Source organism: Pseudomonas sp. GD03842 (assembly GCF_029841165.1).
Lineage (GTDB): Bacteria > Pseudomonadota > Gammaproteobacteria > Pseudomonadales > Pseudomonadaceae > Aquipseudomonas.
Genome location: NZ_JAOCEA010000001.1, coordinates 460,242 through 474,291, shown reverse-complemented (window position 1 = coordinate 474,291; position 14,050 = coordinate 460,242). Strand labels below are relative to the sequence as shown.

The following is a 14,050-nucleotide window of genomic DNA, read 5'->3' as shown; positions in this document are numbered from 1 at the left end:
CAGGAGCAGTTTGTGCAGTAGATGATTCCGAACTCAGCTCAAATGCACTCAATCCCGGCATCGACTGGCAGAACTGTGCCCGTGATGCCACTTGAGGCCGACGAGCACAGGAAAAACGCAGCATCAGCGACCTCCTCCACCTTGACGAGACGTCGCAAGGCATTGCCTTCGGCCATCGACTGCAACGCGTTTTCTTCTGCCTCTGCGCTATAGCCACTGCGGGCCGACACTCGGGCGCGCAACGCTGATGTGGCGACGGGGCCCGGGGCGATGGCATTGACCCGCACGCCATGGGGGCCAAGGTCTCGTGCGGCGGCGCGCATAATGCCGAGTACCGCGTGTTTGGAGGCGCTGTAGGCCATCTGCTGGCCATGGGCAAATCGACCATTGACCGAGGACATCACTAACGCCACACCTTGGCTGGCTTTCAATGCTGCCGCACTCGCCGACAGGGTAAAGGCGACGCCGCGTACATTGATCGCTTGCGCCCTCTCCCACTCGTCTATTTGAAGCTCGGACGTACTGCGCCATGGGGGCACCCAGCCTGCGTTGGCGATGCAAATGTCGAGTCGGCCGCTTTGCGTCACGATCCGTTGCACGGCCCGCTGCAGATCTTCCACCTGAGTGACGTCGCAGCCGATAAAGTCTGGGGACTCGTCTATGCCGTCCCTTGGCAGGTCAACGCAATACACGCGTGCGCCCGCTTGACGGAAACGTTCGACGAACGCCAGGCCCAAGCCGCCAGCGCCGCCGGTAATCAGAACCACTTTGTCGCGCATGGACACCTCCGAGGCGTCGTTTGTCATTGGCACAGAAACGGCCGGTAATCGATGTCCAGCGGCACGGGTTTGTCCTGCACCAGACTGGCGATGATGCGGGCAATGATCGGTCCGGCAGTGAACCCCATCCACGGAAAGAAATTCATGAAGAAGCCCGGCGAGCCTGGCACCTCACCCAGGATCGGGCGCCAGTCGTCAGTGCCATTCACCACCGCGGCCCAGGTCCGGATGACTCGCAGGGGGCCAAGGGCCGGTACGGTTTGCAGCGCCAGGGCCATGTTCTGTGCGAGAGAATCCGGGTCGGTGACCGGATGTCCGCGCCCGTGCCAGCGCGCCGGCCACCCGCCCCCAATCAGCACTGAGCCTATGGCGTTCTGTTTGAGGGTCAGTTTTTCCCCGGCCGAGTACACCAGGTGCGGGATCAACGGCCCGGTCTGTTCAGTGACGGCCACCTGAATGGCAAAGCCCTGCACGTCGGTATGGATGCCGAGCATGGCGGCGATGCGTCCGGCGTCAGCGCCCGCGGCATTCACGACGCGCCTGGCGATCAGCACCTCATTTGCCAGGCTGATGCGGTAGTTGTGTTGACCACGTTCGACCCCGACCACTTCGCAATGACGACGGAATGTCGCGCCAAGACGCTTTGCGGCCTCCGCGTAGGCCAGGGTCGCTTTCAATGGACTGGCCTTGCCCTCGATCGGACAAAATGCCCCGCCGAGTACCCGGTCCGACAGGTAAGGCGCCAATTCGCGCACGCCGCGCTGGTCGAGCACATTGACCTCCAGCCCCTGACTGCGCTCCAGGCGCGCCTTGGATTCGATTTCGCGCAGTTGCTGATCGGTCGTGCCGACCAGCAAACCGCCCTTGGTCGACACCTCAAGATCGACCCCCAACTCGTCCGGCAACGCGTGCCACAGGTCGATAGAGCGGGCCATCAACGCGATGCTCGGCGCGAAACGCTCAGCCCACGCAGCCCCCTTGTTCACAAAGGGATCGTGGGGGATCTGGGCATGCAGACTGCCCGCATTCGAACCGGATGCCTGGGTGTTCAGCTCGCTGCGTTCGAGCACCAGGACGTCCACGCCGTCCTTGGCCAGATAATAAGCCGTGGCGCACCCCGCCAGCCCTCCACCGATGACAATCACATCGGCCATGGAAAAGTCCCCGGATCGTCACTCATGCGGTCTTCCCCTGTGCACGCGCCTGACGACGCGCGAGAAAAAAACCGTGGGACTGCGGCAGCAATTCATGAGCATCCGTCACTTCCAGCGCCAAGGCGGCGTGATAGGCAAAGCTCGGATCATCCAGCAATGCCCGCCCCAACGCCACCAGATCCGCAGCACCACTGGCGATGACGTCATTGGCCTGCTGCGCCTCGGTAATGAGCCCGACAGCCATGGTCGGGACCTGGGCTTCTGCTCGGATTCGCGCTGCATAAGGCACCTGATGCCCTGGGGTCGCCAGTGTCGCGGAACGTGCCACCGGCCCCAGAATCCCACCGGCCGAACAGTCCACCAGGTCGACCCCCTGCTCAGCCAACGACTGCGCGAGACGCACCGTATCGTCGAGGGTGATGCCGCCCTCGCCGTCGTCGACGCAGGAAGCGCGATACCACACCGGTGTATGGGCAGGTATCGCCTCGCGCACGGCGCGCACGACCTCCAGGGCCAGCCGCGCGCGGCCGGCGTAATCGCCGCCGTAAGCATCATTTCTTCGGTTGGCCAGCGGTGAAAAGAACTCGTGGATCAGGTAGCCATGGGCGCCGTGGATCTCAACGAAATCCAGCCCCGCCTGCACGGCGCGGCGTGCGGCCTGGGCGAACGCCGCAACCACCTGCTCGATGTCCTCGAGACTCGCCGCTTCGGGTGTCGGCCAGCCCGAGGTGTGTGCCAGCGCTGAAGGGGCCAGCGTAGGCCAGGCCGGTGTCGGATCATCGGCGGTCAAGGGGCCGCTGCCGAGCCAGGGCACCGCCGAGCTGGCCTTGCGCCCGGCATGACCGAGTTGCACGCCTAACGGTATGCCGTGCTGGTGGTACAGCTCAGCGAGCCGCCGCATGCCGGGAATCTGGTCATCGCGCCAGAGGCCCAGACAGCCGGGGCTGATGCGTCCATCGCGCAGCACCGCCGTGGCCTCAAGCATCGCGCCGCCGATTCCGCCCAGTGCAAACCGGGCGTGATGGGCGTAATGCCAGTCATTCACCTGCCCTTCTTCGGCCTGGTATTGGCACATCGGCGACACGATCAGACGATTGCGAAAGCTCACACCTCGGCAGTCGAACGGCGTAAACAACGGGGGTCGGTTCATGCCGGTTCCTCGTCTTATTTCGCTTGAGTGGCAACGTAGCTGTTGAGGTCGTCAAGGATGCTGACAATCCGCGCGCGGCGGTCGATCCCTTCCTGACCCAAGTCGGCGAATTGCGTCAGCGGCGCGCGCACGTCCCCCACCGGGTAGCCTTGCGACGCAGCCAGCGCCTTGGAATAGCACTGGTGGCCATAGGTCGGATGGCCTTCGGCAATGATGTGATCGAAGCTGCTGATCATCGCCTGGATTTTGCTCGCTTCCTGCAGCTTGCCTTCCACCAGCGCCTCCCACATCCGGGTCGAAGCACGGGGAATGTAGTTGGCGTAAGGGTTGACGTAGCCCACGGCACCCAGCAGGAAACTCTCCACAGGGCGCTCGCCTGCGAACACATTCATCACGCCTTGCGTGCCCTCGACGATGTCGTAGATACGACCGACATCCATACTGGCCTCTTTGATATACCGCACGTTGTCGAAGGCTTTGGTCATCCGGGCCACCAGCGCGGCGGACATGTCGACGTTGGTGGTCACCGGGTTGTTGTAGAGCATGATCGGCAGCGAAGTGGCCTCCGACACCGCCCGGTAGTAATTGAAGATTTCGTCTTCGGTCGGGGTGTAGTAATACGGCGGCGCAATCATGAAACCATCGGCGCCCAACGCCTCGGCCTCGCGGGTGTAGCGCACGGCATTGGGGGTGTAGGCGTTCATCGTGCCGACCAGCACGTCGATGCGGCCGTTGACCAGCTTGACCGTGGTTTCGATGTACTGCGTCCGCTCGTCATCGGAGATGGTCAGGAACTCGCCGGTGGTGCCGAGAATGATGATGCCTGGCGAGCCCGACTCGATCTGCCATTCGATGAACGCGGCCAGCGCCTTGTAATCGATCTGGCTGCCATCGGGGGTGAAGGGCGTCACAGTAACGCCGTAGCTGCCGCGAAATTCCTTACTCATGCTTGACTCCAACTGTCGTACGATTGTGCGCGGACGCGGTATGCATCCACTATTTTTGTGTCACGAATGACGCTTTCCAGGGCCAATTCGGCCCGAATCGTCTTATTCGAAGCGGCCGAATCCCGACACCTGCAAAGCGGTGTCACTCAGGCGAACACGCGTTCGCGTTTAAGTGATTTCAGTCTTTTCCAATGCGCCAGCGAGCTCCGCGATCGTCACAGGCTTGACCGGCAGTCGAGGGGCGAACCCAGACAGCTCCGAGCGTTGTGCCCCTGTCAGGGCGCAGACCTGCTCGTCCAGCGATGCCGCGCAATAACGGCCCTGGCAGCGCCCCATGCCGATTCGCGTGTGGCGCTTGATCGCACCGACGGTGCTGATTCCGTCGTCCAATGCCTGCTTCAGCGTTGCGAAACTGACTTCCTCGCACCGACAAATCAGGCGCTGCGCATCAGCCGTCGCGTCGATGACAGGGGGCCGAGCGTCTGCCTGGTACAGCGTCCATAACGCCTTCTGAAACGCTCGCTGGCGCTTGAGCTCGGCGTCTGCGGCTTCAGCACTTTCACGCAATTCGTCACAAGGCTGATAGCCGCATTGGCTGGCCGCGTTCAAGCCCACCAAGTGCCCTTCCGCCAAGGCGGCCTTGGCTCCGCCGATCCCTGTGCAATCACCCAAGGCAAACACCCCGGCGATGTCCGTTTCGCCTTGTGCGTTGCGCCGGGTCACCAATTGCCGACGTGCCGCGTCGTAATCGTGACTGCAGCCCAAGGCGCGCAGCAATTCATTGGCAGGTTCGAACCCATAGCCGAGGCATACGCAATCGACCTCGAAACGTTCCGGGAATGCATTGCCGTCTGCATCACACACGCTCACCTGCAACGTTTCGCCGTGGGCCTCGATGCCCGCCACCCTCGCCCGATGGATCATCCGACCGGCGCTGCGTGCCAACGCCCAACGATAACGCAGACCGTCCAGCACCAAGCCCGGCGCTGACGTCGTCATGCGCAGCAGACTGGGCAGTGACGACACCCCGGGTGCCTTAGCAGCTTCCACCACCGCCACCACTGTTGCTCCCCCTGCACGCAGCTCGGCCGCCAATTGCAGATTGAGCGGGCCGTTCCCGGCGATGAGCACGCGGCGCCCTGGCAAACGTCGCGCAGTGCGCCAAAGTGTTTGCGCAGCGCCGGTGGTCATCACTCCCGGTAGCGTCCAGCCCGGTACGTGCCAGGCACGCTCGTAGGCACCTGTGGCGATGATGGTCGTCCGCGGTTTCCAGCGCTGAGTGTGGCCGTTGATGGCCACCCCGTACTCGCCGGGCTCGAATGCACCCCAGACCAGCGCGTCGCCGATCATTTCCACGCCCGCCTCCCGCACGCGAGCAATCAACTCAGCGCCCTGCCGATGCTGTCGGTCCGGGGGCTGGATGCCAGGGCCACTGACGCTCAGTTGCTTGTAATACTGGCCGCCGGCCAAGCTGCGCTCGTCCAGCACCACCACCGTTGCACCCGCCTGTCGCGCGCTCAGTGCGGCTGACAAGCCACCCGGCCCGGCACCAATGACCAGCACATCGGGGGCGCGTACCTCCATGGGTTCGATCGAAACGGCCTGCGCGACGTCCAGTGGCAAGGCAGCCTCGCCGACACTCCGTCGAACGCTGATCGGCGCCACGACTTTGGTCATGCAGGCACGCTGGTTCGGGCGCCCGTCGATCTCCACCAGACATTCCTGACACACGCCCATGCCACAGAAGATCCCGCGGCAGGCGCCGCTGCGCGTCTCACGGAAATGCTTCACGCCCCCCGCAATCAACGCAGCGGCCAGCGACTCCCCTGCCCGTGCGGTGTATTCGGTGCCTTCGAAGGTGACTGCAATGTTTGTCATGCCGCTTCTTCTCTGCCTTCGATCAACATCTCAATGCCGCAGGATCTTGCCCACGAACTCCCGGGTGCGCGCTTCGACCGGCGCCTCGAAAATCTGCTGCGGCGTACCGATTTCCACCACCTGCCCCTTATCCATCATCACGATGCGCGTGGAGACCTCACGCACGAACGACATCTCGTGAGAGACCAACAACATGGTGATGCCCTCCTTCGCCAGCCCGCGCACCGTGTCGAGCACTTCGTTGACCAGCTCCGGATCCAGGGCCGCCGTGACTTCGTCCAGCAACAGAATCTGCGGACGCAAGGCCAGCGCCCGCGCAATCGCAACACGCTGTTGTTGGCCGCCGGACAACTCGTCCGGATACGCATGGTATTTCTCCCCAAGGCCCACCTTGTTCAGCAAGGCCTTGGCCTCCACCTCGACCTCGGCGCGAGGGCGCTTCTTGATCTTGGTCGGTGCGACGGTCACGTTGCGCAGCACGTCCATGTTCTGGAACAGGTTGTATTGCTGGAAGACGATGGCCATTTTGTCGCGGGCGGCGCGCAGGCTGCTTTTCGACACATAGTCCAGCGGCTCTTCGTCGATCAGCACTTGCCCGGCCGTGGGCGGCAGCAAGCCCATCAGTACGCGCAGCAACGTGCTTTTACCGGAGCCGGACGGCCCGATCAGGCTGATGACTTCGCCGCGATCAACCGACAAGCTCACGTTTTGCAGGACCGGAATGTGCGCGTACGCGCTCGACAGATTTACGACGTTGAGGTGAGCCAAGACGTTTCTCCAGATAAGCGCCAAATTTACTGAGCGGATAAGACAGGGCGAAATACGCAGCGAGGACGACCCCGTACACCAGGAAGGGCGAGAAGCCACGGTTCATCAGCACCTTGCCGGTGAACGTCAGCTCGACGACACCCATCTGCGACGCCAGCGAGGTGTCCTTGATGAACATCACCATGAAGGCGAAGGCTGGCGGCAGAATGACCTTCCACGACTGAGGCAGCAGCACCATGAACAGCGTGCGGCTGAAACCGAAATTCATCACTTGGGCCGCCTCAAGCTGCTGCCGAGGCACCGACTCGAGCCCCGCCCGGATGATCTCCGAAAGGAACGCGGTGGCCACCAGGCAGATCGAGACCGTGGCGATGGTCGACAGCGAAATGTTCGAGCCCAGGCCTTGAGAGGCATACATGACGATGAACAGGATGACCAGAAACGGGATGCGCCGGAACACTTCGACATACACCGTCACGGCCAGTCGCAACAGCATCAGCCACTGACTGGTGGTGCTGCGGATCACGGTGATAACGAAGCCGCAAAGGGCGCCCACGGTGCAGCCGATCACGGTCATCATCAAGGTACGACCCATGGCTTCGAGGACGAAGACCAGGGTGTACCAGGTGAAGAAGCGTGGGGCTTGGGAAATGATCAGATCGAGCATCAGAACACCTTGATTTTTGCGCGGAACAGGTGACGGCCAACCAGCCCCAGAGCGATCGACGCCACGAAGGTCAATGCCACATAAATCGCCGCCACGACGGAGAAGGTTTCAATGGTGCGCAGGTTGGCGGTCGAGATGTTGATCGCTCGACCGGTCAATTCCTCGACCCCGAAGATCGCGCCGATGGAACTGCCCAGCACCAGCCAGACGAAGAAGTTGCACAGTGGCGCATAGATGGTCTTGGCGATGTGCGGCAGGATGACGTAGCGCACAGTCTGCAATCCGGACATTCCCAGGGTGACGGCGGTTTCGATTTCCGCTTTACGCACCGACTCGACGCCGGAGCGCAGAATGTCCGTCAGGTAGGCACCGGAATTGAGCGTCAGTCCGATCAATACGGCGGTCATCGGTTCCAGCACGATGCCGACATCGGGCAAGGCATAGAACAGGAAGAAAATCTGCACCAGCGCCGGGGTATTGGTGAACAGCGTGATGTACACGCTGACCAGGCCGCGCAGCAGGTGTCCCCCATGCATTTTTGCCATGGCACCGGCCAGGCCGATGGCCGAGCCGAGCCAGAACGATACGAAGGCGATTTCCAGTGTGAACAGTGCGCCCTTCAATAGGTAGGGCAAGTTCTGGATCACGTTCGAGAATTGAAAGGTGTAGTCCACAAGGCTAATCCGTCTTTTTTGCCGTCCCCGGTGCAGCCTTTCGGGTGCACGGGGGCGCTGCGAGGGTTAGAAGTACGGGGTGACGGGCACTGGCGAGAGCATCGGTGCGCCGTATGCTTTCTGCCAGGTGGCATTGATGAAGCCACTGCTGTGCATTTCGTACAGCACCACGTTCAGGTAATCCTTGAGGCCGGTGCTGTTTTTCGCCACGCCAATGCAGTCATACCCGACGGAAATTGGGTCTTTCAGCACGCGCCACTTCACGTCTGGGTAGTTCTTGGTGAAGCTCATGAAGAAGTCGATGTTCTCGACGATGGCGTCGCCACGGCCCTGGGCCACTGCGCGTACGGTGTCTGCGATGGTCTCGACCAACAAAACGTTGGCCTTGGGCAGCTCTTTCTTCAGGTAATCGACGGACCAATTGCCGCGCATGTTGACCAGTTTCACGTCAGGGCTGTCGAGCTGCTTCCAGTTATCGGCCTTGAGTTTGTCGGTGGTCAGCACTGCCATGGATTCGGTGTGCAGCGGCACGGTGAAATCGATCAGCTTGGCGCGCTCGGAGTTACGCGTCAGCGCGCCGAGGGAAATGTCGATCCGGTCCGACTGCAGGAACGGCACACGCTGCGCACTCTCGGTGGGGACGAAGTCGACTTTGACGTTGAGATTGCGGGCAATTTCATTGGCCGCGTCGATGTCGAAACCGACCATTTCGTTCTGGTCGTTGTACGAACTCATCGGCGGGAAATTCGGGTTGACCCCGACCCTCAGGGTGCCGCTCTGGATGATCGCATCCAGACTGCGCGCCTGCACGGCACCGGCGGTCGCTGCCGCCACAACAGCCAGCGAGAGAATGACAGCTTTCAATTTCAGCATGTGAAACTCCTGATTGGTATGACAAGCGACACCAGCACATGCTGGCATCTCAATGTCTGACGTCGCCGCAAGTATGTCAATCAATTTATGCGCTATACGAACAGATTACGTCATAGCGCACACATTTACGCCAGCTCGTTTAACGCACGTAACTTGCACCGTTTACATCCAACGTGGCGCCACTGAGGTGCCTGGATCGCCCGCTGGCCAGGAAGGCAACCAGCGCGGCGATATCGGCCGGTGGTACCCATTCGCCCATGGCCAGCTGTGCCGTGACGCCCTCCTCGCCCCCTTGCGTCAGGGCAAACGACTCGGACATCTGTGTGCGCACAACGCCGGGAGCCACGATGTAGGCGAGAATCCCCTCTTTGGCGTAGGCCCGAGCCACTGTTTGGGTCATCGAGCGCACAGCAGCTTTGGAAGCGGCATAGGCGATCGTGTCCGGGTTAGTCACGCCACGCTGCGCCGCCCAACTGGAAATGGTGATGAGGATGCCCCCGCCATTGGCCTGAAAATGCTTCACCGCGCGCCGGATCAGGCGCGCAGGTGCGAGCACATTCACGCCCAGGGTTTCATCCCAAACGCGGTCCCACGTTTCGTCATCACTCGCAAAACCGCCGTTCCAGCGCATGATCGCGGCATTGTTCACGAATCCGTCGATACGGCCTTGCCAGGCTTGGGCTTGATCCCAGAGCTGCTCCACAGCAGCCAGATCATGAAGATCGGCCTGCAAAAAAAGCTTGTCTGCGTCTACCACGCCGGCCAGCGCCTGTTCGGCACCCTCGCGGTCTGCACCGTAATGGGCGATGACTCGCGCGCCCGCTTCGCCCAAGGCGGTGGCAATCGCGGCACCAATCCCTTTGGAAGCACCCGTGACAAGCAACGTCTTACCTTTCAGGTCAAACATTCAAGACTCCATGCAAAGTCCGCTGCATTGAACAGGCCAATGCGCGGGCTAACGTCGTCAGATCGCTTGAGCGATCCTTGAAATGAAAGTGAGGTGACGCGCCGAGCGAACTGGCTGGCGTCGAGACAGTGCCCAAAGGGCAAAAGGGACCGCAGGCCAAATGCGCTGCGCGGGACGTGCGTGAAGTTCTGCGTGCATCAGTGAAACCCCACCGTTTGCTATTTTCGTTGTTTTCGATGTGGAGCCTAAGGTATCGCACGACTGTGCGCATTGCAAACTATTGTGCGCGGTTTTTTATGCTTTCTCTCTTCGCTTCGGAAAACGCGGGCGAAAAAAAACGCGCCCAATTCGCTGATTGAGGCGCGTCTTTAATGTTTGAAGCGTCAGCCTTGAAGGGCTTGGGTAATGTTCTTCGACGCTTCGAGCAGTTCGCTCAGGATTCGTGTGCTCATGTCTTGGAGGGTCACGCGGTCCGTCGGGCAAGGGACGTTAAGGGCTGCGACCACGCGCCCGTCCCGATCGCGGACAGGGACCGAAATCGAGCGCAGGCTTATTTCCAGTTCCTGATCGACGATCGACCAACCTCTGAGTCGGGTTTCATTGATCAATTCTCGCAGCTTCACCTTGGAGGTCACGGTGTGCTGAGTGAACTTGGTCAACGTGGCCTTATCGAGGTATTCCTGCAACTCTGATTCAGGCAGCGCGGCGAGCAACACCCGCCCTGTGGACACGCTATGAGCGGGCGAACGGCTGCCGATTGAGATGCTGATGTTGACGACGCGCGTGGAGTTGGCGCGCGCCACATAAATCACCGAGTCACCATCGAGCACTGCTGCGAAGCAGGACTCCTGGAGACGATCGGACAGGGCGCTCATGATGGGCTGTGCAACGTCCCAGATGTTCATTGAGGACAGTGCGGAAAAGCCGATTTCGAGAATCTTGGGTTTGAGGCTGAAGTACTTGCCATCGCTCTCGGCGTACCCCTCACGCACTAGCGTGAGAAGGAAACGCCGAGCGGTTGCCCGACTCATGCCACTGGCCTCTGCCACCTCGCTCAGCGTTCGCCTCGGCGTGTGACGGGTGAAGGTCTTGATGACTTCGAGGCCGCGCGCGAAAGAACCCACATAATCGCGATCACGGTTTTCAAGGTCGTCGATGGAAGATTCTGAATCGAGCATTTTTTGACACCATGGTTAGAAAATTCTGTGCGACGAGCGCACAGATGTTTGGGCGGAATATATCAGTTCACCTGGGCGACGCATACGTATTTTAGCTCGGTGAATTCTTCGATGGCGTGATGGGAGCCTTCGCGGCCAATGCCCGAAGACTTCACGCCGCCGAACGGCGCACCTTCATATGACGTTGCACCGGTGTTCACGCCGACGATCCCAACTTCCAAAGCCTCACTCACTCGCCATACCCGCGCGTTGTCTCGGGTGAAGAAATACGCGGCCAGGCCAAACTCGGTATCGTTGGCGGCGGCGACGACTTCGGCCTCTGTTTCAAAGCGGAACACGGGCGCCACCGGGCCGAAGGTTTCTTCCACGGCGATGCGCATGTCAGCGGTCACATCAGCCAGCACGGTCGGCTCGTAAAACGTCTGTCCGAGGGCGTGCCGACGGCCACCGGTGACGATGCGCGCACCCAGGGCCAGCGCGTCATCAATGTGCTCCTGGACTTTGCGCACCGCGGCTTCATCGATCAACGGCCCCTGTTGAACGCCCGGTGTCTGACCATCCCCGACCTTGAGGGCAGCGACAGCCGCAGCGAAACGCTCGACGAAACGATCATGGATGGCGCTTTGCACGTAAATACGGTTCGCGCAAACGCACGTCTGGCCCATGTTGCGAAATTTAGAGGCCATGGCGCCCTCCACAGCGACGTCGATGTTCGCATCATCGAATATGATCAGCGGCGCGTTGCCACCCAGTTCCAACGCCACTTTCTTGATCGTTCCTGCCGCTTTGGCCATCAGTGAACGCCCGACTTCCGTGGACCCCGTAAAGGTCACTTTACGCACCAGCGGATGAGTGGAAAGTTCATCACCCACCTCCCCGGCCGCCCCCGTGACCACGCTGAATACCCCGGCAGGCAACCCGGCGCGCTGGCCGAGTTCGGCCAATGCCAGCGCTGAAAAAGGCGTGGCACTGGCCGGCTTGAGCACCATGCTGCAGCCAGCGGCGATGGCTGGACCCGCCTTGCGGGGAATCATTGCCATCGGGAAATTCCACGGGGTGATCGCCGCGCAAACGCCGATAGGCTGACGCAGCACCAGCAGGCGCTGGCCGGGTTGAGCGGCGGGCAGCACTTCGCCGTAAACGCGCTTGGCTTCCTCGGCAAACCATTCAAAAAATGCTGCACCGTAAAGGATCTCGCCTTTCGCTTCGGCCAGCGGCTTGCCCTGCTCGGCGGTGAGGATCAGCGCTAGGTCATCAGCATTTTCCACGATCAGGTCGTACCAGCGCTTGACCACTTTCGCCCGATCGCCAGCCGAACGCGCGGCCCACAATTTGTAAGCCTTCTCTGCGCCCTCCACGGCCTCGACAGTTTCTTTGCGGCCAGCCTTGGGCACCCTTCCTACCGGCTCGCCGGTACTGGGATTGACCACGTCAATCCAGCTGCAACCCTCGGGTACAGACCATTCGCCGTTAACGAAGATCGCCTGTTTGAGCAATGAAGGGTCTTTCAGATTCAGCATGTTTTGTTTCCTCGATACGGATTGATGGTGCTACATTGATGTTCGCGCTTCGCCCATATCAACGCAATGCGCACAAATTATCAACTGGAAACACGCACGATTCAGGAGCCACCATGGATTCACTGACGCCATTGACCGATCTGCACGACTTGGACCGACGCTATGCATTGCACCCTTTCACGGCACTGGCCGAGCACGAGCGCAACGGTCCGCTGGTGATGACCAAGGGTGAGGGGGTTTGGCTGGAGGACACCACCGGACGCCGTTACATCGATTCCATGGCAGGCCTGTGGTGCGTGAATGTGGGCTATGGCCGCAGGGAGATTGCGGACACGCTGCACGCTCAGGCCCTGCGCCTGCCCTACTACCACTCGTTCTCGTCGATGGCCACTGACACCCCGATCCTGCTGGCGGAAAAGCTGATCCAGATGGCCCCGGTGCCGATGTCAAAAGTGTTCTTCGGTAACTCGGGCTCCGATGCCAACGACACTCAGGTCAAACTGGTCTGGTATTACAACAATGCGCGCGGGCTGCCGCAGAAAAAGAAAATCATCGCGCGTCAGCGGGGCTACCACGGCGTGACAGTGGTCGCAGCCGGCCTGACAGGGCTGCCGGGCATGCACGCCGGCTTCGACCTGCCGCTGCCATTCGTTCGCCACACCACCGCGCCGCACCGTCTGTGGCAGGCCGAGCACGGACAAAGCGACGCTGCATTCGTCGCGCGGCTGGCCGCTGATCTGGAAAACCTCATCCTCGCCGAAGGGCCTGACACCGTCGCCGCCATGATCATGGAGCCGGTGATGGGCGCAGGCGGCGTGATCGTGCCGCCTGCGGGTTACTACGCGGCCATCCAGGCGGTCCTCGATAAATATGACGTGCTGCTCATCGCCGATGAAGTCATCTGCGGTTTTGGTCGGCTGGGCACCCAATTCGGCAGCGAAAAAATGGGCATGCGCCCGGATTTGATGACCGTCGCAAAAGGCATCACCTCCGCCTACGTACCATTGTCGGCGTGCATCGTGTCCGAGAAGATCTGGCAAGGCCTGCTTCAAGGGGGCGAGCGGTATGGCGCATTCGCTCATGGCTACACCTACAGCGCTCACCCGCTGGCAGCCGCCGTCGCGTTGACCAATTTGCAGATCATCGAAGATGAAAATCTGGTGGCTCAGGCCGGCGCGCGGGGCGACGTCATGCACCGTTTGCTACGCGAGACCTTTGCCGACCATCCCGCCGTGGGCGAGATTCGCGGCGTCGGCTTGATGGGTGCAGTGGAATTCGTGGCCGCACGCGATCCAGCGACTCCCTTTGACCCAGCGCTGAAAGTCGCGCCGCGCATTGCCAAGGCGGCTCTTCAAGAGGGCTTGATCACCCGAGCGCTGCCGCAGGGTGATTCGATCTCCTTCTCCCCGCCGTTCGTTATCAGTGAGGATGAAATCGCCGAGATGGTGGCCCGTGCACGCCGCGCCGTGGACAACGTGTTCACTCAGTTACACGCGGAAGGTCACTGGAAAGGCTGATCCCCTCTGGGACCGCCGACGCACAGTGCGTCGGCGGT

Annotated in this window: 13 protein-coding genes; 1 reads left to right on the top strand and 12 read right to left on the bottom strand. The window is 61.2% G+C overall.

Features of this window, described 5'->3' with window-relative positions; genetic code table 11:
* Positions 1–38: 38 nt before the first annotated feature.
* The 12 genes from N5D61_RS02185 to N5D61_RS02130 form a co-directional block, all read right to left on the bottom strand.
* Positions 39–779: an SDR family oxidoreductase gene (locus N5D61_RS02185; protein ID WP_279890449.1), complete on the bottom strand. Its 741-nt coding sequence runs from the start codon at positions 777–779 to the stop codon at positions 39–41.
* Positions 780–802: 23 nt separating this feature from the next.
* Positions 803–1,933 carry an FAD-dependent oxidoreductase gene (locus tag N5D61_RS02180; RefSeq protein WP_108236578.1) on the bottom strand — a complete coding sequence of 377 codons (1,131 nt, stop codon included), beginning with the start codon at positions 1,931–1,933 and terminating at the stop codon, positions 803–805.
* Positions 1,934–1,955: 22 nt separating this feature from the next.
* On the bottom strand, positions 1,956–3,083 hold the full coding sequence (locus N5D61_RS02175; protein ID WP_279890446.1) for an NADH:flavin oxidoreductase/NADH oxidase: 1,128 nt from the start codon (positions 3,081–3,083) through the stop codon (positions 1,956–1,958).
* Positions 3,084–3,097: 14 nt separating this feature from the next.
* Positions 3,098–4,030 (bottom strand): dihydrodipicolinate synthase family protein, encoded by a 933-nt coding sequence (locus tag N5D61_RS02170; RefSeq protein ID WP_108236576.1) that lies wholly within the window; start codon positions 4,028–4,030, stop codon positions 3,098–3,100.
* Between the two features lie 168 nt (positions 4,031–4,198).
* Complete coding sequence (locus N5D61_RS02165) at positions 4,199–5,908, bottom strand: FAD-dependent oxidoreductase (RefSeq protein WP_279890444.1); 1,710 nt, start codon at positions 5,906–5,908, stop codon at positions 4,199–4,201.
* 30 nt (positions 5,909–5,938) lie between these two features.
* Positions 5,939–6,613 carry an amino acid ABC transporter ATP-binding protein gene (locus N5D61_RS02160; RefSeq protein WP_256600640.1) on the bottom strand — a complete coding sequence of 225 codons (675 nt, stop codon included), beginning with the start codon at positions 6,611–6,613 and terminating at the stop codon, positions 5,939–5,941.
* A complete protein-coding gene (locus N5D61_RS02155; protein ID WP_279890439.1) occupies positions 6,597–7,343 on the bottom strand; it encodes an amino acid ABC transporter permease in 747 nt (248 codons plus the stop codon). The genes N5D61_RS02160 and N5D61_RS02155 overlap by 17 nt, the downstream gene beginning before the upstream one ends.
* Positions 7,343–8,017, bottom strand: coding sequence for an amino acid ABC transporter permease (locus tag N5D61_RS02150; RefSeq protein WP_279890437.1), 675 nt, complete (start codon positions 8,015–8,017; stop codon positions 7,343–7,345). Before N5D61_RS02150 ends, N5D61_RS02155 begins: the two co-directional genes overlap by 1 nt.
* A 66-nt stretch (positions 8,018–8,083) precedes the next feature.
* Positions 8,084–8,890 carry a transporter substrate-binding domain-containing protein gene (locus tag N5D61_RS02145; protein ID WP_279890435.1) on the bottom strand — a complete coding sequence of 269 codons (807 nt, stop codon included), beginning with the start codon at positions 8,888–8,890 and terminating at the stop codon, positions 8,084–8,086.
* A 139-nt stretch (positions 8,891–9,029) separates the two neighbouring features.
* Positions 9,030–9,797 carry an SDR family NAD(P)-dependent oxidoreductase gene (locus N5D61_RS02140; RefSeq protein WP_279890433.1) on the bottom strand — a complete coding sequence of 256 codons (768 nt, stop codon included), beginning with the start codon at positions 9,795–9,797 and terminating at the stop codon, positions 9,030–9,032.
* A 383-nt stretch (positions 9,798–10,180) separates the two neighbouring features.
* Complete coding sequence (locus N5D61_RS02135) at positions 10,181–10,975, bottom strand: IclR family transcriptional regulator C-terminal domain-containing protein (protein WP_108236569.1); 795 nt, start codon at positions 10,973–10,975, stop codon at positions 10,181–10,183.
* Positions 10,976–11,037: 62 nt separating this feature from the next.
* On the bottom strand, positions 11,038–12,492 hold the full coding sequence (locus N5D61_RS02130; protein WP_279890536.1) for an NAD-dependent succinate-semialdehyde dehydrogenase: 1,455 nt from the start codon (positions 12,490–12,492) through the stop codon (positions 11,038–11,040).
* Between the two features lie 116 nt (positions 12,493–12,608).
* Between N5D61_RS02130 and N5D61_RS02125 the strand changes: the two genes are divergently transcribed.
* A complete protein-coding gene (locus N5D61_RS02125) occupies positions 12,609–14,012 on the top strand; it encodes an aminotransferase (protein ID WP_279890431.1) in 1,404 nt (467 codons plus the stop codon).
* Positions 14,013–14,050: the final 38 nt, after the last annotated feature.

What these genes read in the sequence shown, in the direction of transcription:
- N5D61_RS02180 (WP_108236578.1), bottom strand. Translation starts at nt 1,933, where the DNA reads ATGGCCGATGTGATTGTCATCGGTGGAGGGCTGGCGGGGTGCGCCACG.
- N5D61_RS02170 (WP_108236576.1), bottom strand. Translation starts at nt 4,030, where the DNA reads ATGAGTAAGGAATTTCGCGGCAGCTACGGCGTTACTGTGACGCCCTTC.
- N5D61_RS02145 (WP_279890435.1), bottom strand. Translation starts at nt 8,890, where the DNA reads ATGCTGAAATTGAAAGCTGTCATTCTCTCGCTGGCTGTTGTGGCGGCA.
- N5D61_RS02140 (WP_279890433.1), bottom strand. Translation starts at nt 9,797, where the DNA reads ATGTTTGACCTGAAAGGTAAGACGTTGCTTGTCACGGGTGCTTCCAAA.
- N5D61_RS02175 (WP_279890446.1), bottom strand. Translation starts at nt 3,083, where the DNA reads ATGAACCGACCCCCGTTGTTTACGCCGTTCGACTGCCGAGGTGTGAGC.
- N5D61_RS02135 (WP_108236569.1), bottom strand. Translation starts at nt 10,975, where the DNA reads ATGCTCGATTCAGAATCTTCCATCGACGACCTTGAAAACCGTGATCGC.
- N5D61_RS02125 (WP_279890431.1), top strand. Translation starts at nt 12,609, where the DNA reads ATGGATTCACTGACGCCATTGACCGATCTGCACGACTTGGACCGACGC.
- N5D61_RS02165 (WP_279890444.1), bottom strand. Translation starts at nt 5,908, where the DNA reads ATGACAAACATTGCAGTCACCTTCGAAGGCACCGAATACACCGCACGG.
- N5D61_RS02185 (WP_279890449.1), bottom strand. Translation starts at nt 779, where the DNA reads ATGCGCGACAAAGTGGTTCTGATTACCGGCGGCGCTGGCGGCTTGGGC.
- N5D61_RS02155 (WP_279890439.1), bottom strand. Translation starts at nt 7,343, where the DNA reads ATGCTCGATCTGATCATTTCCCAAGCCCCACGCTTCTTCACCTGGTAC.